Below are 19,356 nucleotides of genomic sequence, written 5' to 3'. Positions count from 1 at the left end.
AGCGGCTGAACCAGTACGACACCTACGTCCGGCGCACGCACCGCGGCCGCGGCCTCGGAATCGCGGTGAAAGCGCCCAACCTGCGCGCACTCCAGGCCGGCGTCGCGCGGCCCGCCGTACTCCACACCTGGAACGCGCCCGAAAACACCCCGATGATCGCCGTCAACACCAACCTCGGCTTCCGCCCAGTCGCCCAACGCACGATGTGGGAACGCGACCTCTCACCGAGGGCAGACACGCCGCGCGGCGCCGCGCTGAGCGTCCGGAGCTGATTTGGTAACAGCGTTGGTTTTATTTGCTCTCCGCCCCGAGAGGTGAGACCCATGGCCTGGTTGCGGCGCGTTGCGCTGGTTGTCGTGTTGGTGTTCGGGCTGGCGCCGGCTGCTCCGGCGGTCGCGCTGAATCCTCCTGCTGTCGCACCCGTCAAGGCAGGTGCTGAGGTCGTCGCGGTCACCAAGGTCGCCGACCGGCTGACGGACCTGTCGGTGCGCTCCCCTGCGCTCGGCAACCGCGTGGTCAAGGTGCGGTTGCTGACGCCGGACGGCTGGAACCCGGCGGACCGCAGCCGGCACTGGCCGACCTTCTGGCTGCTGCACGGTTGCTGCGGCGACTACACATCCTGGTCCGGCACAGACATCGCCTCGATCGACAGTCTGCGTAAGGTGCTCGTGGTAATGCCTGAGGCCGGTTGGAACGGCTGGTACAGCGACTGGTGGAACTACGGCGCCGGCGGCGACCCGGCGTGGGAGACGTTCCACACCACCGAGCTCCGGCAACTGCTGGAGAAGAGCTGGGGCGCCAGCCCCAACCGCGTGGTCGCCGGCCTGTCCATGGGCGGACAAGGGGCGCTCCTGTACGCCGCTCGCCACCCCGGCATGTTCCGCGCGGTCGCGGCGTACTCCGGCTCCGCACACCCGTTGCTGAACGACGAGTCGGTCAACCGGATCATGGGCTTCTTCGCGGGCCAGGGCAACGACCCCCTGCGCGTCTGGGGGGACCCGGTGAAGCAGCGCGGCATCTGGGCCGCGCATGACCCCTACTACCTCGCCCAGAAGCTCAAATCCCTTCCTGTGTACCTGTCCTGCGGCGACGGCACCGCAGGACCGTTCGACCCACCTGGCAAGACCGATGCGCTCGAAGCTGACTTCAACCGCCAGAACCACGCACTGGCGACCGCTCTGACCCGGGCCGGCGCCCAACACCTCACCACCAACTTCTACGGACCCGGTACGCACGCCTGGGCCTACTGGCAGCGCGAACTGCATTCCTCACTGCCGATGCTGCTCGCCGCTCTGCAGGTGCGCTGAACCGGTTGAGGGTGTTACCAACGAAACTGCTCAGTGCATGAACTCTTGTGCACGCGGCGTGAGGGGAGGAAGGTGAAACGCAGAGCAGTGACTTGGGGGCCTACTGCTTGGTGGGGGAAGGCGGCGTCGATCGCCTTCGGTCGAGGCATGCGCTGGGGGTGATCGTCTCGGTTCGGCGTACCCGCGCCGGCCTGCTCGGGTGCCCCCGTGGAAGGGGGAGAAATGCCGAGGAAGGCCAACGGGCGCGTGGAGAACGGCGTGCCGGTGACCGGGATGACCGGAGCTCCGGGAGCAGGTACTGCGATGAGTGGCGGCGGGTCACCGGCCGCCGGCATGAGTGGTGGCGGACAGCCGGCCGGGGACGGTATGACCGGTCCGGGCCAGCCGCATGGTGACGGTATGAACGGCGGCGGTCAGCCGCGCGGGGCCGGGATGAGTGGTGGCGGTACGGCCGGGGGTGCCGGTATGAGCGGCGCTGCCGGTGACGGGCGCACGGAGTACCCGACCAGGCGGCAATGCGGTGTGATGGAGGTGCACCGGCGGCTGCTGTCGACGTCACCGGAGTACGCCGCGGCCCGCTCCGCGCTCGAGACCGCGACGCTGGACTACATCGCCGGCGAGCAGCGCTTCGCCGGGATCGCACGGATCCCGTGTGTCGTCCACGTCGTCTGGAACACGAACGCACAGAACATCTCGCAGGCGCAGATCGACAGCCAGATCGACGTCCTGAACCGCGACTACCGCGCCACCAACCCGGACACCAGCATCGTGCCGCCGGTGTTCAGCGGACTGATCGCGGACGCGCGGATCGAGTTCTTCCTCGCCACCGAGGACCCGAACGGGAACCCGCACAGCGGTGTCACCCGGACCCAGACGAGTACGGCGAGCTTCGGCACCGACGACAAGGTCAAGTCGACCGCGACCGGCGGCATCGACCCGTGGGACACCTCCCGCTACCTGAACATCTGGGTCTGCCAGCTCGGCGGCGGCCTGCTCGGGTACGCACAGTTCCCGGGTGGCCCGGCGAACACCGACGGCGTCGTGATCCTGCACAGCGGCTTCGGCACCAACGGTACGGCGGCGGCGCCGTTCAACCTCGGCCGGACGACCACGCACGAGGTCGGGCACTACCTGAACCTGTTCCACATCTGGGGCGACGACGGCAGCGGGTGCAGCGGCACCGACGAGTGCGCCGACACCCCGAACGCGGCCGGCCCGAACTTCGGCGTACCGACGTTCCCGCACGTGACCTGCAGCAACGGGCCGAACGGCGACCTGTTCTACGACTACATGGACTACACCGACGACCGCGGCATGGTCATGTTCACCACCGACCAGGTGGCGCGGATGCAGGCCGCGCTCGACACCGTCCGGACGAACCTCCCGGTGCCCGTGCCCGTCGGCGTACCGACGCCGGCCGGCTCGGTGGTGTCGTGGGGCGCGAACCGGCTCGACGCGTTCGTGCTCGGGACCGATCTGGCGCTGTACCACAAGTGGTGGAACGGGTCCTGGGGTCCGTCCGTCGGTGGATACGAATACATGGGTGGTATCTGCATGAGTGCTCCGGAAGTGGCGTCGTGGGGTCCGGACCGGCTCGACGCGTTCGTGCTCGGCACCGATCACGCGCTGTACCACAAGTGGTGGAACGGTTCCGCCTGGGGACCGTCCGCCGTCGACTACGAGTACCTCGGCGGCGTCTGCATGAGCCCGCCGCGGGTGGCGACCTGGGGCCCGGACCGGCTCGACGCGTTCGTCCTCGGCACCGACCGCGCGCTGTACCACAAGTGGTGGGACGGCTCGTCGTGGAACGGGTACGAGTACCTCGGCGGGATCTGCATGAGCCCGCCGGAAGTGGTTGCCTGGGGCCCCGATCGGCTGGACGTGTTCGTGCTCGGCACGGACAACGCGGTGTACCACAAGTGGTGGGACGGCTCGTCCTGGAGCGGGTACGAGTACCTCGGTGGCGTCTGCGCTTCGCCGCCGCGGGTGGTGGCCTGGGGCGAGAACCGGCTGGACATGTTCGTGATCGGGACCGACTCGGCGCTGTACCACAAGTGGTGGGACGGGTCGTCGTGGTCGGGCTGGGAGTACATGGGCGGTGTGTGTACGACGGCACCGACCGTGGTGTCGTGGGGATCGGACCGGCTGGACGTGTTCCTGCTCGGCACGGACTCCGCGCTTTACCACAAGTGGTGGGACGGGTCCGCCTGGGGACCGTCGGTCACCGGGTACGAGTACATGGGCGGGATCTGCACCGACGAGCCGCGGGTGGTCTCGTGGGACACGAACCGGCTGGACGTATTCGTCACCGGCACCGACAAGCAGCTCTACCACAAGTGGTGGGACGGCGCGGCCTGGGGACCGTCGGTTACCGGGTACGAGGCGCTCGGCGGCGTGATCAGCGACTTCAAGCTGACCATCCCGGAGACGCTCCCGCCGACCCTCCCGCAGGAGGTGGCGAACTGACCACCCCAGTGGGCCGCTGGACTCACTCCTTCGAGGAAGACCACGACGGGGTGACGGTCTACCGCCACGAGAACTACGCCTTCCCGCCGGCCCGGGGCCGGCGGGGGGTGGAGTTCCATGCCGACGGCACCTATCGGCAGCTGCAGATAGGCCGAGGAGACGCGCCCTCCCCCGGCGCAACCGGCCGCTGGGACAGCAGCGGCCGGTTGCAGGGCGGCCGGATTGTTTCGGTCGGGGCTGACCGGCTCGAGATCGCTTGGGGATGAGGGATGAGTACAGGACCTGTTCGGTACCTCGTGGTGCCGACCGTTGATGCCGCGCGTGGCGCCCGCTCGGCGCGGTTCGGTGAGAAGACCCTCCTCTGGGTCCCGGCCGAGCAGCGGCTCGGCCGGGCATCCCGGACGGCGCCCGGTCTGCTGCTGGTCACGCAGGTCGGCGGCAGTTTCCAAGCGGAGTACCCGGACGTCACCCCACTGCTCGACCACGGCCGCTACCTGGTGATCTCGTCGGCGGACCGACCGCGCCGACGCTCCAACCACTGCTGGCGGATCGAGCACCTCAAGCCCGGTACGACGGTCGTCGACGTACCGCGCCTCACACCAGCGCGCACAGACGCCACTGTCGCAGACCTGGTGAGTCAGGTCGACCTCCCGTCGTACCAGACCGACCTCACCTGGCTGGCCGGCCTCCCGACCAGGCACTCGTTGAGCGCGACCTTCACGCAGGCGATGGACTACGCCGACCACAAACTGGTTGCCCTCGGCTATCAAACTGCGAGGACCCAGATCACCGTCGGCGCCGGCCACTCGGCCAACCTGATCGCCGACCGCGCCGGCACCGGCACCAACCGCGAGCTGGTGATCATCACCGCCCACCTCGACTCCATCAACCTCGCCGGCGGACCCGCCGCGAACGCACCCGGCGCCGACGACAACGGCAGCGGCTCCGCCGGTGTCCTCGAGCTCGCGCGCCTGCTCGCGACTAGATCCTGGCAGCACGACACCCGCCTGATCCTCTTCGGCGGCGAGGAAGAAGGCCTGTTCGGCAGCAAGCAGTACGTCGCCGCTCTCCCGCCGGCTGACCGCGCCCGCGTCCGCGCTGTCCTCAACATGGACATGATCGGCACCAAGAACACCGCGACCCCGACCGTCCTCCTCGAAGGCGCCCCGGTATCGCAAGCACAGCTGACCACCCTCGCCACCGCGGCTGCGACGTACACCGGTCTTACGGTCGAGACCTCGCTCAACCCGTTCGCCAGCGACCATGTCCCGTTCATCGACGCCGGCATTCCCGCCGTCCTCACGATCGAAGGCGGCGACAGCGCGAACCACCACATCCACTCCGCCAACGACACCCTCAACTTCATCGACTGGTCGCTGACCGCCGACATCCTCCGGATGAACACCGCCGCCTTGGCCGGCTGGCTGGAGCCCGTCGTCAGGTCGCGACCCAGACCCGCCGGCTCGGTAGTCGCCAGTGCGCCCGGCCGGATCGACGTGTTTGCCGTCGGCATGGATTCCGCCCTGCACCACCAGGCGTTCGACGGCACCTGGAAAGACGTCGAGTCGCTCGGAGGCGTTGTCCTAAGCTGACCGCATGTGGAGCCCGAACGCGCGTGACCTAGGCGGACTTCCGACGCGGTACGGCGTTCCGACGCGCGACCGGGCGCTGATCCGCAGCGAGACGCTGGACGCCGTCGATCCCACGCTCCTGGAGGCGGTCCGCCCCGGGCTGGTTCTCGATCTGCGGTCGGACTGGGAGCTCGAGCAACCACATCCGCTCGAGGCGGACCCGGCGTACCAGCGGATTCCCTGGATCGACCCTGAGGCCGAGATGCTGCGGGTGCCGGAGGACGAGCCGCGGAAGGTGGACGTCTACCGCAACAGCCTGACCCGCAACGCGGCCCACATCGGCAGAGTCTTCCGCGCGATCGCCGCGGCTCCCGCCGACCAGCCGGTTGTTGTGCATTGCCGGGCGGGCAAGGATCGCACCGGCCTGGTGGTCGCGCTGCTGCTCGACCTGGTCGGCGTACCGCGCGCCACAATCGCCGACGACTACGCGATCAGTGAGGTCCTGCTCGGGATCCAGGACGGTCCGGAGGCGGCGCGGACCCGGCCGGAGACGATCCTCGGCTCCCTCGACCGGATCGACGAGCTCGGCGGGATCCGCGCGTACCTGACCAGCCTCGGCCTGGACGACCGGCAGATCCACCACCTCGCGACCAGGCTCGTGCCGGTCGACGTCCGCGCGCTCGTCTTCGATTTCGACGGACTGCTGATGGACACCGAGACCACGATGGTCGAGAGCTGGCGGGCCGAGTGGGCACACCACGGCCTCGAGCTCGACCTCGAGGCGTTCTGGCCCGGCCACGGCGGTGACGTCACCGAGGACCGGTACGCCGTCCTCGCCGCCGCCGTCGGCACCGACTTCGACCGGGCCGAGAGTCACGCCCGGCGGGTCGCGTTCCGCGACCGGCTGCACGACACACTCGATTTCCGGCCCGGCATTCGAGCGTGGATCGCCGCGGCCCGCGAGCTCGGCCTGAGGGTCGCGATCGCCAGCAGCTCACCACGACGCTGGGTCGTCGGCCACCTCGAGCGAGTGCATGCGGTGGAGATGTTCGACCTGATCGTCACCGGCGACGAGGTCGCCACCCACAAGCCCGACCCAGCGATCTACCACCTCGCGCTCCAGCGCCTCGACGTACCCGGCGTCCAAGCAATCGCGATCGAAGACACCGCCCACGGCGTCGCCGCAGCCCAGGCGGCCGGCCTGCACACAGTCGCCATCCCCAACCCGTACGTCGCGCCGGACTCCATCACCGCGAACCTCGTCCTGCCCAGCGCCCACGACCTCCCGCTCAGCGAGCTGCTTCTTTCAACGGGGTCGAAAGGGTCGACTGGGGTGAGTTGGTGACTTAATCTTCTGGCTCTTCTGTTAATTAATAACCGAAGGGACTGGGGATGAAGAAACTTCTGGGAGCGGCGCTGGCGGGTGTGACCGCGGTGGCCGGGATGGTGGGCGCGGCGCCGGCGCAGGCGAGTGTCAGTGCCTGTGATCTGTATGTGGCCAGCGGTGTGTACTCCAGCGCCGAGATGTTGTACGTCGCTGTCTCGCTCGACGGATGTTCGACGGATGTTCGCGAGGTCCGCGTCGAGCTCTGGCGGGCCGACAACCCGAACGGGCCGTTCACGTTGTACGACTGGACGCACCCCTACGCCGGTGGCGGCGCCTGGTTCGGCCCGGGGACGGACTGCGGCTACTGGAAGGGCGTCGCGTACTGGCAGGACCAGGTCGAGTCCACGCCGGACATCAACTTCGGCTGCAGCTGAGTCAGGACACCAGGTGTGGGCCCGCACCGACCGCGGGCCCAGACCTCACACCACGCTGAGCGGCAGGAGCTTCTTGCCGGTCGGGCCGATCTGGATCTCGGTGCCCATCTGCGGGCAGACGCCGCAGTCGAAGCACGGGGTCCAGCGGCAGTCCTCGACCTCGATCGCGCCGTCCTCCTCGAGCGAGTCCTGCCAGTCCTCCCACAGCCAGTCCCGGTCCAGGCCCGAGTCCAGGTGGTCCCACGGCAGTACTTCGGCGTACTCGCGCTCGCGCGTCGTGTACCAGGCGAGGTCGACCGGCTCGTCCGCCAGCGCCTTCTCGCACGCCTCGACCCAGCGGTCGTACGAGAAGTGCTCGCTCCAGCCGTCGAACCGGCCACCGGCCCGCCAGACCTCCTCGATCACGCGGCCGACGCGACGGTCGCCGCGGGACAGCAGGCCTTCGATGATGCCGGGCTTGCCGTCGTGGTACCGGAAGCCGATCGCCTTCGCGTAGTTCTTGTCCGCGCGGATCGCCGCGGCGAGCTTCGACAGCCGGGCGTCGGTCTCCTCGGCGCCGAGCTGCGACGCCCACTGGAACGGCGTATGCGGCTTCGGCACGAACCCGCCGATCGACACCGTGCAGCGGATGTCGCGCCGGCCGGATGCCTCCCGCCCGGTCGCGATCACCTTCTTCGCCAGGTCGGCGATCGCCAGCACGTCCTCGTCGGTCTCGGTCGGCAGACCGCACATGAAGTACAGCTTCACCTGCCGCCAGCCGTGGCTGTAGGCCGCCGCGACGGTGCGGATCAGGTCCTCCTCGGTGACCATCTTGTTGATCACCTTGCGCATCCGGTCCGACCCGCCCTCGGGCGCGAACGTCAGCCCGCTGCGCCGGCCGTTGCGGGAGAACTCGTTGGCCAGCGTGATGTTGAACGCGTCGACCCTTGTCGAGGGCAACGACAGCGAGACGTTGCTGCCCTCGTACTGGTCGCCGAGACCCTTGGCCACGTCCGCGATCTCGCTGTGGTCGGCACTCGACAGACTGAGCAGGCCGACCTCCTCGAAACCGGTCTGCTTGAGGCCGTTCTCGACCATCGCGCCGATCGTGGTGATGCTGCGCTCGCGGACCGGGCGGGTGATCATCCCGGCCTGGCAGAACCGGCAGCCGCGGGTGCAGCCGCGGAAGATCTCCACCGAGAACCGCTCGTGCACGGTCTCGGCGAGCGGGACCAGCGGCTTCTTCGGGTACGGCCACGCGTCGAGGTCCATCACCGTGTGCTTGGCGGTCCGGAACGGCACCCCGTGGCGGTTCGGGGTGACCCGCTGGATCCGGCCGTCGGCGAGGTACTCGACCGTGAAGAACTTCGGGATGTAGACGCCGCCGGACTTGGCCAGCCGGAGCAGGACCTCGTCGCGGCCGCCCGGGCGGCCCTCGTCCTTCCACTCCCGGATCACCTCGGAGATCGCGAGCACGATCTCCTCGCCGTCACCCAGCACCGCGGCGTCGATGAAGTCGGCGACCGGCTCGGGGTTGAACGCGGCGTGCCCGCCGGCGAGCACGATCGGGTCCTCGTCGGTCCGGTCGACCGCGTGCAGCGGGATACCGGCCAGGTCGAGCGCGGTCAGCATGTTCGTGTAGCCGAGCTCGGTCGAGAACGACAGCCCGAAGACGTCGAAGGCCCGGACCGGCCGGTGGCTGTCCAGCGTGAACTGCGGGATCCCGTTGACTCGCATCACCTGCTCCATGTCCGGCCAGACGGAGTACGTCCGCTCGGCCAGGATGTGGTCGCGCTCGTTCAGCACTTCGTACAGGATCTGGACGCCCTGGTTGGGCAGGCCGACCTCGTACGCGTCCGGGTACATCAGCGCCCAGCGGACGCTCACCGCGTCCCAGTCCTTGCTGATCGAGTTCAGCTCACCTCCGACGTACTGGATCGGCTTCTGCACGCTGGGCAGCAGCGTCTCCAACCGCGGGAACAGCGATTCGACGGTCATCAGGCACTTCCGGTCGAGGACAGAGCGCCTACCAGCCTAACGCCGCTCCACCCGTTCGCCGGAATCAGCTCAGGTGGGTGAGGAGGAGGGGGTTGACGAGGTCGGGGTGTGAGTAGCTGACCAGGTGGGCGGCGTTCTCGATGATTTCGAGGTGGGCGCCGGGGATCTGGGAGGCGAGCGGTACGACGGTCTCCGGCGGGACGGAGGCGTCGCCGTCGGTGGTGATCAGCAGCACCGGGGCGGTGATGCCGGCCAGGCCGGGCAGGAGGTTCATGGTGCTGAGCGCCTCGCAGGCGGCGGCGTAGCCCTCGTCCGGGCAGTCTTCGAGCATCTTGCGGATGTCCGCGATCTCGGTGAACTCCGGCCGGAACCAGCGCCCGAGCGTGGCCTCGGTGATGGATTGGGTGCCGTCGGCGCGTACCTGCGCGGCGCGCTCGGTCCACGGCTGCGGGTTCTCGGCCGTGTTGGTCGGTGGGCAGATCGCGACCAGCCGGTGGATCCGGTCCGGCGCGTTGATCGCCAGCCAGAGCCCGACGGATCCGCCCAGCGAGATCCCGACGTACGACGCCTGCTCGACCTCGAGCGCGTCGAGCAGCTCGACCACGTCCCCGCCGAGGTCGTCGATCGTGTACGGGCCGTCCGGTACCTCGGACTCGCCGTGCCCGCGGTGGTCGAACGCGATCACCCGGTACCGCTCGGCCAGTACGTCGACCTGCGGCGCCCACATCGCGTGACTGGCGCCGAGCGACGAACCCAGCAGGACAACGGGCGAATCTGCCGAACCGGTCTCCACGTAGTTGAGTCGCATACCCCCACACTACTTTCGGGTCAGCGGTAGAGGGCCAGGGCGCCGGTGAGCGAGTCGACGGTTTGGCGGGGGCCGTACAGCGCCAGGCCCAGGTACTCGATGTCCTCCGGCTTGGTGCCGGCCAGGGTCGTGGACATCTGGTCGTAGGTGCGGGCCTGCTGGGCCACCTGGGTCATGTCGTGGATGGTGACGTCAGGGCGGGCGGCGGCCTGTGCGCGGAGCTGGTGCAGCTGCTCGGCGGAGGCTCGCAGTACCGGGATCGGGTAGGCACACATGCCGGTGTGCGGCGTACCGGCAGCGTCGGCGGTCTCCGGCCCGACCGTGTCGTCGTGGTGCCGGCCGAGGCCGACACCGAGCAGCGCAGCGGTATTCAGGGCGACACCGATCGGGGCCTCGGCGGCCAGGATCACGACAATCTTGTTCGTCAGCACGGCGGTCAGGCTAGCCTTCCGGTCGGCCGGATCGCGCGGAGACCGAACATCGTTCGGCACAACGGGCACAATGGCTCCCATGGACGAACTTGATACGGCTTTGCTGCGGATGCTGCAGAACGATGCGCGGCGGACCAACCGGGAGATGGCGGCTGAGCTCGGGATTGCGCCGTCGACCTGCTTGGAGCGGATCCGGGGGCTGCGCGACCGTGGGGTGATCAGCGGGTACCACGCGGCCGTCGACCTGCAGGCGATCGACCGGTCGACCCAGGCGATCATCTCGATCAAGCTCCGGCCGCAGGCGATGGCGGTCGCGACGTCCTTCCAGGCCTACGTGATGGACCTCCCGCAGACCCTCGACATGTTCATGGTCTCCGGCGGTTCCGACTTCCTCGCCCACGTCGCGGTCAAGGACACCCAGGCTCTCCGCGACCTGGTCCTCGCCCTGGCCAAGCGCCAGGAGATCGCCGACATCCGCAGCTCGGTCGTCTTCGAGCACCACCGCCGCACGACGATCATGCCGTTGAGCTGACCGCGGCCAGCTTGTCCGGGTTGGAGATCACCCGAATGCCGGCGATCCGAAGCGCGTCGAGCTCCACCGTCAGCACGTGGCGATGGCCGTTGACGTGAATGTCGAGTGCCGGTCCGGTGGCCAGCTCGACGGGTACGACGGTCACGTTCGGGCGCGCGTAGACGTGGGCGTAGAAGGCCGCGACCTTCGTCCGGCCGACGACCGGTTTGCGGGCGGCCCGGCGGATGCCGCCGCCGTCGGTCCAGGCCGTCACCGACTCCTTCAGCATCGCTTCCAGCCGCGGCAGGTCGCCGTCGCGGGCAGCGGCCACGAAGTCGAGGAGGAGTCGGCGCTGCTCGTCGGGCGACGGCTGGTAGCGCGGGGCCGCGCGGTCGAGTGCCTTGACTGCGCGGCGGTGGAGCTGGCGGCAGTCCTCTGGAGTGCGGCCGAGGATTTCGGCGATCTCGTCGTACGGGAGGGTGAAGGCGGTCCGCAGTACGTAGACCGCGCGTTGCGGCGGAGTCAGGCGCTCCATCAGGTGGAGCAGTGCGAGCGACAGGTCGGACTCGTCGAGGGTGTCGCGTGACACCGGCTCCGGGAGCCACTCGCCGACGTACGTTTCGCGGCGCGCCCGGCGGGTTCGCAGTACGTCGACTGACAGCCGCGTCACCACCCGGGTCAGGTAGCGGCGCGGCTCGGCGACGTCGGTACGGTCCGCCGCGGACCATCGGACATAGGCCTCCTGCAGGACGTCCTCGGCGTCCTGCCAGCTACCGAGCAACCGGTAGGCGAGACCCGCCAGCATGCTGCGGGCGGACTGGTACTCGTCCAGAATCAACCGGCGAGCTCTGGTTGCTTCCGGGTCGCGATGTTCAGCCGGGTCCACAGGTTGATGGTGCCGATCGCGAGGAGCACATGCGCCGCACCCTCGGCACCGAAGTGCTCGACGACCGCATCCCACACCTCGTCCGGTACGCCGGTCCGCTCGAGCACCGTCACCGCATCCGTCAACGCCAGCGCGGCCCGCTCCCGCTCGTCGTAGAACGGCGACTCCCGCCAGGCCGCCAACCCGAACAACCGCTGCGCCGTCTCGCCTTCCTTCAACGCGTCCGTCGTGTGCATGTCCAGACAGAACGCACACGCATTGACCATCGACACCCTGACCTTGATCAAATGCAGCAACTGGTGGTCGAGGACGCCCTGCACATAGTTCTCCACGCCGTACACGGCCTTGAAGCCACCCGGCGACACCTTGGGGAAACTCATCCGCTCATCCATACCGACACGACGGCCCGCGGCCGCCCTGGCGTGACACGACGTCCTGTGACGCCGCTCACGCGGTCAGGTGGTTTTGAGGACTTGTTTGGCCTTGGTGACCGCGGCTTCGGTGGCGGGGTCTAGCTCGGTGCCGCCGCCGGCGAGGACGCCGACCGAGATGATCACGTCGCCGACGCCGGTGACCGCGGCCGCGTACTCGAGTCCGCGTTTCGGGCCGCTCGTGCCGGTCAGCCGGAAGGCGAACGGTTTGGTGCCGTACGCCGGCGCGGTGATCTTCTCGACCTTCATCGACGTGTTGCCCGCGCCCGCGGTCCTGAGCGTGACCTTCGCGCAGTCGTCGACGGCGTCGGCGTACGCGTCCCGGAGGTCGGCGACCTCGCCGGCGGTTCCCATCGCGTCGAGACCGAAGTCGATGTACGGGCCTTCCTGACCGCCGGAGTACGTCCTGGTCACGCTCGCCTTGGAGCCAGGGGCCTTGGTCGCGTTCAGGTACTTGACCAGCGCCTTGCACTTGCTGGTCGGCGACGAGAACGGCTTCGACCCGTCGTCCGGATCGTCCTTCTCGAGCTGGAACCCGCTCGGCAGGTCGCTGAGCTCGAGCAGCGCCTTGGTGAGCTCGGCGCTGGTCCGCGTCACCGGCGTGTCCGACGTCTTCTCGGCGACCGGGGTCGGCGTACTGCTCGGGGTCGGCGTCGGGGTGGATCCGGCCTTCGGATCATCGCCGCTGCAGGCGGTGAGCGAGACGCTGAGGGCGGCGGCGAGTGCGAGCACGAACCTGGTCATGCGGACCTTTCTCCCGGGCCGGGCGGGGCCCACCGGCGGTCGAGCACGCAGCAGCGTACCGGACCGGGTCAGAACCGGTGCGAGCGGAGGTGGATGTTCTGCAGCAGGCCGACGGCGAGCAGACAGGCGAACATCGACGAGCCGCCGTACGAGACGAACGGCAGCGGCAGGCCGGTGACCGGCATGATCCCGAGCGTCATCCCGATGTTCTCGAACGCCTGGAACGCGAACCAGCACACGATTCCGGTCGCCACCAGCCGGCCGAACGCGTCCCGCGCGTTCACCGCGATCCGCAGCCCGCGGAACAGGATCAGCGCGAACAGCACGATGATCGCGCCGGCCCCGATCAGCCCGAGCTCCTCGCCGGCGACGGTGAAGACGAAGTCGGTGTGCTGCTCGGGGACGAACGCGTTCTGCGTCTGGCCGCCGTGGAACAGTCCCTGCCCGAACACGCCGCCGTTGCCGATCGCGATCCGCGCCTGGTTCACGTTGTACCCGATGCCCTGCGGGTCCGACGACGGGTTCGCGAACGCGATGAACCGGGCCAGCTGGTACTGCTTCAGGACCTGCAGCTTGATCGCAACCGCCGCGACCACCACGCCCGCGGTGAGCAGCCCGAGCATCCACCGCTTCGGGACGCCGGACACCGCGATGATCCCGAACACGATCGAGCCCAGCACCATCACCGTGCCGAGGTCGGGCTGCAGCATCACCAGGATCACCGGTACGGCGGCGACCGCGATCGCCTGCGCGACGTCGATGGTCCGGGCGTCCTCGTTCCGGTCGGTTTCGCCCTTCTCCGCGATCAGCAGCGCCATCCCGACGATCACGGCCAGCTTGGCGAACTCGCTCGGCTGGATCGACATGAACGGCAGCTGGATCCAGGACCGGGACCCGTTGATGGTCGAGCCGACGCCGGGCACCAGCACCAGGACCAGTCCGACGATCGAGGCGGCGTACAGGACCGGGGCGAGGATGCGGACCCGGCGGTGGTCGGTGACCGCGGCCAGGATCGCCAGCACCAGGCCGATCGCGAAGTTCACCGCGTGCCGGACCAGGAACGCGTACTGGTTGCCCTCGGTGAGCGAGGTGCGGTTGTGGGTCGCGGACCAGACCAGCATCGCGCCCATGAACGAGAGCGCGACGACGCCGAGCACGAGGAGCCAGTCCACCTGCCACACCGTCGACCGGCGGTCCATCCGCGGCCGCGTCCGGATCGGGCTCAGCAACGCCATCTCGCGACCCTCATCCCTTCGGCTTCTCGGTGCCGCCGGGCGGCGGGGGCTTGATGTTGTAGAGCGTCTCGTAGATCTTGCGGACCGCGTCACCGCCCGCACCCGAACCGGTACCGGCCTGGCTGAGCATCATCACCACGGCGTACCGGTCGCTGTACGACGCGAGCCACGAGGTCGTCTGCTTGCCGTAGACCTCTGCCGTACCGGTCTTGGCGCGGATCGGGATCTGGTCGAGCGGGAAGCCCTGGAACTTCCACGCCGCCGTCCCGGACCTGACGGTCTCCTTGAGCGCGTTGTCGATGTACTTCAGCGTGTTCCGCGGCACCGGAAGCCTGGTCTTCACCGCCGGCTTGATCTCGTGCGGCTTGCCGTTGGCGCCGATCCAGGACTGTACGACGCGCGGCTCGAAGACGGTGCCGCCGTTCGACAGCGCGGAGTACACGGTCGCGAGCTGGAGCGGCGTGATCGTGGTGTCGCCCTGCCCGATGGCGAAGTTGACCGCGTCACCGGCGCGGTACTTGTAACCGTCGACGCAGAACTCGCGGGAGAACTGCTTCAGGAACGCGGACGTGCCCGACGGCGGGTTGTCCGCGAGCTTGCAGTAGTAGTCCTTCATCGAGTCGTAGTACGTCTTGCGCCAGGCCCGGTCGGCGATCCGGCCGTTCGCCTCGCCGGGCAGGTCGACGCCGGTCGGCTTGCCGAGACCGAACTTCTGCGCCATCTCGACCAGCGGGTCGTGCGCGTTCTGGTCGCTGGAGTTGCCGCCCGCCTTCAGCCAGAGCGCGTACGCGACCCGGTAGAAGAACGTGTCGCAGGACAGCGCCAGCGCTCGGTCGAAGCCGATCATCCCGTAGGACGCGGACTCGTAGTTCTTGAACCGGCGGTTACCGACCTCGAAGTACGACGAGCAGTCCAGCCGGGTCTTCTGGCTGTAGCCGGCCCCGAGCGCGGCCGCCGTGGTGATCGGCTTGAACGTCGATCCCGGCGCCAGCTGGGCCTGCAGCGGCCGGGACAGCAGCGGCGTCCCGGACTTCGGCGAGTAGAGGGCGTCCAGCTCGCGCTGGGAGATGCCACCGACCCACACTCCCGGGTCGTAGCTCGGGTAGCTGGCCATGGCGACCAGGCGGCCGGTCTTGGTGTCCATCACGACCGCGGCGCCGGAGTCGGCGACGTACTTGCGGTGGGTGACCGGGTCGGTCTGCTTGCGCGCGGTCAGGATCGCGTTCTTGAGCTGGCCCTCGACGGCCGCCTGGATCCGCGCGTCGATCGTGGTGACCAACGTGGCGCCCGGGATCGGCGCGGTCTGCTTCTGGATGCCGGTGGTGTAGCCGACCGCGTCGACGATGACGTCCTTCTCCCCCGGCGTACCGCGGAGGAGCTGGTCGTACTCGCGCTCGACGCCGGCCCGGCCGACCAGGTCCGACCGGTGCGGGACCGAGTCCTGACCGGCCTTGTCGATCTTCTCGAGCTCCTCGGTCGTGATCGGCGACAGGTACCCGAGGATGTGCGCCGCGTTCACCTTGTACGGCGCGGGGTACGCGCGCAGCGTCTGCGAGTCGGCGGAGATGCCGGGGAAGTCCTCGCGGCGCTCCATCACCTCGATCGCGACCTGCTCGCTGACATCCTTCGCGACGGGGATCGGCTGGTACGGCGTGCCGTTCCAGCAGGCGGGTGGTTTGGACGCGCCGGGCTCGCCGCACAGCATCGTGCGGGCCTTGAGGTCCTTCGGCTTCTGACCGAGCACCTTGGCGAGCCTGGCCAGTACGACGTTCTGCTGGCTGTCCGGGAGCTTCGCGAGCACGGACCGGTCGACCGTGATCACCAGGGACACCCGGTTGCCGACCAGTGTCCGGCCCTGCGAGTCGATGACCGTGCCGCGCGGCGCGGGAATCAGCACCTGCCGGATGTGCTGCTGCGTGGCGGCCTGCGAGTAGTCGGCGCTCGACATCACCTGCATGTACCAGAGCCGCCCGAACAACGTGCACAGCAAGGAGAAGACCAGCACCCCGATCACAAACAACCGGAGTCGCGCCTTCAGCGGTGCCTCGAAACCGTCCCAGCTCATGGGAGCACTCGGCTGCGACGCTCGCGGGCCGGCACGACGCGGCCGAGGATCCACATGACCAGGGGGATGACGACGATGGCACCGACGACGTCGTAGCCCGCGGAGATGCCGAGGCGGACGCCGAACTCGGACCAGTCGACGGACGGGTCGTGCAGCAGCGAACCGGTCGCGCTGTACAGGAAGAAGGAGATCGCAGTCCCCAGCACGACCGTCAACGCGACACCGAGCGGGCCGACCGGTCCGCTGGAGGTCTCGCGGCGGATCAGGCCGGCCACGTAGCCCGCGATGGCGAGCGACAACGCCCACCGGCCGGCGGTGTGGTCGGCGGGCGGTACGACGTCGAGCAGCAGGCCGCCCGCGAACCCGGCGATCGCTCCCCACTCCGATCCGCGGGACAACGCCAGCGCGATCACGACGATCAGCGTGAGGTCACACGTCACCCCGGCGACCGCGATGTTGGTCAGCACGGAGGTCTGGACGGTCACGGCCACCATCAGGAAGAGGGCGGCCAGACCGATACGCGCGGCGATCATGTCAGTTCCCCCTTCCCTTGAGTTGCGTGCGTGGTGGTCGAGCAGGTGGTCCGGTGACGACGCCGACGGTGTCGATCCGGGTCGGGTCGACGTACGGCTTGATCGTCGCGGTGGAGCCGAGGGCGCCCGCGTTCGGCGTGACGGAGGTGACGATGCCGATCGGCACGCCTGGCACGTACGGCGCGTTGCCGCGCGAGCCCCAGGTGACGATCCGGTCGCCGACCTTGGGCCGCGCCTTCGGGTCGACCAGCTTGTAGTCGAGGGTGCCGGCCACGTCTCCCCGTCCGGAGACGAAGCCGAGCGCCATGGTTTGGTTCAGCCGGCCGCCGACCGTCGAGTTGCGGTCGCCGATCAGCAGCACGGTCGCGGTGCCCTGGGTGGTTCGCACCACCCTGCCGACCAGCCCGACACCGTTCATCACGGTCATGTCGACCCGCACCCCGTCCGCGGTGCCGGCGTCGATCGTGACCGTGTGGCTGAAGCTCTGCGCGCCGCCGATCCCGATCACCCGTGCCGGGGTCATCGTGTACTTCGGGGCGACCTCGAGCAGCTTGTCGAGCTCGTCGGCCCGGCTCCGCGCGTAGTCGGAAGTGGTCAGTTGCCGGGTCAGGTCTTCGTTGGCTTGCTTGAGTCTTTCGTTCTCTGCTTTCAGCCTATCCATTTCCGCGAACCGGTCGCGGAGGTCATCCACAGGCTCGCGCGCGGACGTCGCAGTCGACTCGAGCGGACCGAACACACTGGCGGCGGCCTCTCGCACCGGCTCCAGCGGCGAACCCGCCGAGCGGCGTGCGTCCAGCACGATCAGCGTGAAGCAGGCCAGGATCACCAGGATCAGCACGGTACGGCGGCGCCGGACCGTGCTCGGCATACCGACCGAGCGCAGCGGTGCCTCGCCGGCCGAACGGAAGGCACTGCGAGGCGACGACCGCCTGGTCGTCGGGCTACCGAGGTCTTTGAGCATCGGTGGAACCCTAGCGCCGGTTGTCGGTAACCAGGATGCGGTTGAGGGTCTCGATGTTGTCGACGCACTTGCCGGCGCCCAGCACGACGGCGTCCAGCGGGTTGTCGGCGACGTGGATCGGGATGCCGGTCTCGTGCCGGAGCCGCTCGTCCATGCCCTTCAGCAGCGCGCCGCCGCCGGTGAGCACGATGCCGCGGTCGACGATGTCGCCGGCCAGCTCGGGCGGGGTCTTGTCCAGGGTCGCCTTGACCGCGTCGACGATGGCCGTGATCGGCTCCTCGATCGCCTGCCGGATGTTCGAGGACGACACCTTCACGGTCCGCGGCAGGCCGGAGACCATGTCGCGGCCACGGATCTCGCTGTCCGGGCCGTCGGTGGTCGGGAACGCGGAGCCGATGGTCATCTTGATCTGCTCCGAGGTGGCCTCGCCGAGCAGCAGCGAGAACTCCTTCTTGCAGTGGTTCACGATCGACTTGTCGATCGCGTCGCCGGCCACCCGGATCGACTGGCTGGTGACGATGCCGCCGAACGAGATGACCGCGACCTCCGTGGTCCCACCGCCGATGTCGACGACCATGTTGCCGGTCGCGTCGCGGACCTCGAGGTTCGAGCCGAGCGCGGCGGCCATCGGCTCCTCGATGATGTAGACCTTGCGGGCGCCGGCCATGTACCCGGCGTCGCGGACGGCGCGCTGCTCGACCGCGGTGATACCGGACGGCACGCAGACCACGATTCGCGGCTTGGCGAAGTACCGGCGGCGGTGGACGCGCTGGATGAAGTACCTGAGCATCTGCTCGGCGGCGTCGAAGTCGGCGATCACGCCGTCCTTGAGCGGCCGGATCGCGGTGATGTTGCCGGGCGTCCGGCCGATCATCTTCTTCGCCTCGTGGCCGAACGCGACCGCCTCGCGCGGCTCGTCGGTCCGGGTCGCCACCACGGACGGCTCGTTCAGCACGACCCCGCGGCCACGCACGTAGACCAGTGTGTTCGCCGTCCCGAGATCGACCGCCATGTCGCGGCCGAGCATGCTGTTCGCCACCGCGGCACCTCCAACTCGACCACAACCAAGGCTAAGCGCCGCCCGCGCACAGCCCGAGGACCGACACGACCCGTCCGCCCGGCACGTATCGTATCCGCTTCCTCACCCGCCGGATCCCCCGGCCATCACAATCTGCCGTCCACGGCCGGACCGCGCGGGAGCGCAGGCGAAGGCTGCCGTTGTGATGGCGTGCGGAACCGCGTCAGGGCAGGTCGGGGAACCAGATCTTGATCTCGCGGTCCGCGGACTCCGGGGAGTCCGAGCCGTGCACGAGGTTCTCGCGGTTGGACAGCGAGAAGTCACCGCGGATGGTGCCCGGGGCGGCCTTGCGGCCGTCGGTGGCGCCGTTCAGGGCGCGGATGACCTCGATCGCCTCGTCACCCTCGAGCACGAGCGCGACCAGCGGGCCGCTGGTGACGAAGTCGCGCAGCGGCGGGTAGAAAGCCTTCTCGACGTGCTCGGCGTAGTGCTGGTCGGCCAGCTCGCCGTCGATCGTGCGCAGGTCCATGGCGACGATCCGGAGTCCCTTGGCCTCGAACCGGCCCAGCACCTCGCCGACGAGGCCGCGGCGGACCGTGTCGGGCTTCAGCAGGACGAGGGTGCGCTGCGACATCTGTGGCTCTCTCTCAC

At 69.0% G+C, this 19,356-nt stretch carries 19 protein-coding genes and 1 pseudogene; 8 read left to right on the top strand and 12 right to left on the bottom strand.

All coding sequences use genetic code 11. The features are described 5' to 3' along the window. From AB0E69_RS36050 to AB0E69_RS36020, 7 genes and pseudogenes are all read left to right on the top strand, one after another. A pseudogene (locus AB0E69_RS36050) lies at nucleotides 1-272 on the top strand (hypothetical protein); the annotation flags it as partial. 51 nt (nucleotides 273-323) lie between these two features. After that, nucleotides 324-1,307, top strand: coding sequence for an alpha/beta hydrolase family protein (locus AB0E69_RS36045; protein ID WP_360156969.1), 984 nt, complete (start codon nucleotides 324-326; stop codon nucleotides 1,305-1,307). 222 nt (nucleotides 1,308-1,529) lie between these two features. Then, the gene (locus AB0E69_RS36040) at nucleotides 1,530-3,773 is read left to right on the top strand and encodes a M43 family zinc metalloprotease (protein ID WP_360156966.1); all 2,244 of its coding nucleotides are present in this window, start codon (nucleotides 1,530-1,532) and stop codon (nucleotides 3,771-3,773) included. An 8-nt stretch (nucleotides 3,774-3,781) separates the two neighbouring features. Beyond that, nucleotides 3,782-4,039, top strand: a complete 258-nt coding sequence (locus AB0E69_RS36035) for a hypothetical protein (protein ID WP_360156963.1) — start codon at nucleotides 3,782-3,784, stop codon at nucleotides 4,037-4,039. A gap of 3 nt (nucleotides 4,040-4,042) precedes the next feature. Further along, complete coding sequence (locus AB0E69_RS36030; RefSeq protein WP_360156960.1) at nucleotides 4,043-5,365, top strand: M20/M25/M40 family metallo-hydrolase; 1,323 nt, start codon at nucleotides 4,043-4,045, stop codon at nucleotides 5,363-5,365. A gap of 4 nt (nucleotides 5,366-5,369) precedes the next feature. After that, a complete protein-coding gene (locus AB0E69_RS36025) occupies nucleotides 5,370-6,689 on the top strand; it encodes an HAD-IA family hydrolase (RefSeq protein ID WP_360156957.1) in 1,320 nt (439 codons plus the stop codon). Between the two features lie 47 nt (nucleotides 6,690-6,736). Next, nucleotides 6,737-7,105, top strand: a complete 369-nt coding sequence (locus AB0E69_RS36020) for a hypothetical protein (protein ID WP_360156954.1) — start codon at nucleotides 6,737-6,739, stop codon at nucleotides 7,103-7,105. A 45-nt stretch (nucleotides 7,106-7,150) separates the two neighbouring features. Here AB0E69_RS36020 and AB0E69_RS36015 read toward each other — a convergent pair whose 3' ends face one another. The 3 genes from AB0E69_RS36015 to AB0E69_RS36005 all read right to left on the bottom strand — a co-directional run bounded on the left by AB0E69_RS36015 (nucleotide 7,151) and on the right by AB0E69_RS36005 (nucleotide 10,321). Beyond that, nucleotides 7,151-9,082, bottom strand: a complete 1,932-nt coding sequence (locus AB0E69_RS36015; protein ID WP_360156951.1) for a TIGR03960 family B12-binding radical SAM protein — start codon at nucleotides 9,080-9,082, stop codon at nucleotides 7,151-7,153. Nucleotides 9,083-9,146: 64 nt separating this feature from the next. Next, complete coding sequence (locus AB0E69_RS36010; protein WP_360156948.1) at nucleotides 9,147-9,890, bottom strand: alpha/beta fold hydrolase; 744 nt, start codon at nucleotides 9,888-9,890, stop codon at nucleotides 9,147-9,149. 20 nt (nucleotides 9,891-9,910) lie between these two features. Further along, complete coding sequence (locus AB0E69_RS36005; protein WP_360156945.1) at nucleotides 9,911-10,321, bottom strand: DUF2000 domain-containing protein; 411 nt, start codon at nucleotides 10,319-10,321, stop codon at nucleotides 9,911-9,913. A 79-nt stretch (nucleotides 10,322-10,400) separates the two neighbouring features. Between AB0E69_RS36005 and AB0E69_RS36000 the strand changes: the two genes are divergently transcribed. Continuing rightward, nucleotides 10,401-10,853, top strand: a complete 453-nt coding sequence (locus tag AB0E69_RS36000) for an Lrp/AsnC family transcriptional regulator (protein ID WP_360156942.1) — start codon at nucleotides 10,401-10,403, stop codon at nucleotides 10,851-10,853. On the opposite strand, the gene AB0E69_RS35995 is transcribed toward AB0E69_RS36000, so the two are convergent. The 9 genes from AB0E69_RS35995 to ndk all read right to left on the bottom strand — a co-directional run bounded on the left by AB0E69_RS35995 (nucleotide 10,837) and on the right by ndk (nucleotide 19,339). Next, the gene (locus AB0E69_RS35995) at nucleotides 10,837-11,718 is read right to left on the bottom strand and encodes a sigma-70 family RNA polymerase sigma factor (RefSeq protein ID WP_360156939.1); all 882 of its coding nucleotides are present in this window, start codon (nucleotides 11,716-11,718) and stop codon (nucleotides 10,837-10,839) included. The genes AB0E69_RS36000 and AB0E69_RS35995 overlap by 17 nt on opposite strands. Beyond that, nucleotides 11,667-12,098, bottom strand: coding sequence for a carboxymuconolactone decarboxylase family protein (locus tag AB0E69_RS35990; RefSeq protein ID WP_360156936.1), 432 nt, complete (start codon nucleotides 12,096-12,098; stop codon nucleotides 11,667-11,669). The genes AB0E69_RS35995 and AB0E69_RS35990 overlap by 52 nt, the downstream gene beginning before the upstream one ends. 75 nt (nucleotides 12,099-12,173) lie before the next feature. Next, nucleotides 12,174-12,893, bottom strand: a complete 720-nt coding sequence (locus tag AB0E69_RS35985; RefSeq protein WP_360156933.1) for a hypothetical protein — start codon at nucleotides 12,891-12,893, stop codon at nucleotides 12,174-12,176. A 68-nt stretch (nucleotides 12,894-12,961) separates the two neighbouring features. Continuing rightward, entirely contained in the window at nucleotides 12,962-14,128 is a 1,167-nt protein-coding gene (rodA, locus tag AB0E69_RS35980; RefSeq protein WP_360156930.1) for a rod shape-determining protein RodA, read from the bottom strand. 10 nt (nucleotides 14,129-14,138) lie between these two features. Further along, nucleotides 14,139-16,193 (bottom strand): penicillin-binding protein 2, encoded by a 2,055-nt coding sequence (mrdA, locus tag AB0E69_RS35975; protein WP_360156927.1) that lies wholly within the window; start codon nucleotides 16,191-16,193, stop codon nucleotides 14,139-14,141. After that, complete coding sequence (gene mreD / locus AB0E69_RS35970) at nucleotides 16,190-16,726, bottom strand: rod shape-determining protein MreD (RefSeq protein ID WP_360156924.1); 537 nt, start codon at nucleotides 16,724-16,726, stop codon at nucleotides 16,190-16,192. Before mreD ends, mrdA begins: the two co-directional genes overlap by 4 nt. 1 nt (nucleotide 16,727) lies before the next feature. After that, nucleotides 16,728-17,687, bottom strand: a complete 960-nt coding sequence (mreC, locus tag AB0E69_RS35965) for a rod shape-determining protein MreC (RefSeq protein WP_360156921.1) — start codon at nucleotides 17,685-17,687, stop codon at nucleotides 16,728-16,730. Nucleotides 17,688-17,697: 10 nt separating this feature from the next. Continuing rightward, nucleotides 17,698-18,714 carry a rod shape-determining protein gene (locus AB0E69_RS35960; RefSeq protein WP_360156987.1) on the bottom strand — a complete coding sequence of 339 codons (1,017 nt, stop codon included), beginning with the start codon at nucleotides 18,712-18,714 and terminating at the stop codon, nucleotides 17,698-17,700. Between the two features lie 214 nt (nucleotides 18,715-18,928). Then, entirely contained in the window at nucleotides 18,929-19,339 is a 411-nt protein-coding gene (gene ndk / locus AB0E69_RS35955; protein WP_360156918.1) for a nucleoside-diphosphate kinase, read from the bottom strand. Nucleotides 19,340-19,356 lie beyond the last annotated feature (17 nt).

Source organism: Kribbella sp. NPDC026611 (assembly GCF_040638345.1).
Classification (GTDB): domain Bacteria; phylum Actinomycetota; class Actinomycetes; order Propionibacteriales; family Kribbellaceae; genus Kribbella.
The sequence above is the reverse complement of the archived record's forward strand: the minus strand, read 5'-3'. Positions and strand labels throughout refer to the sequence as shown.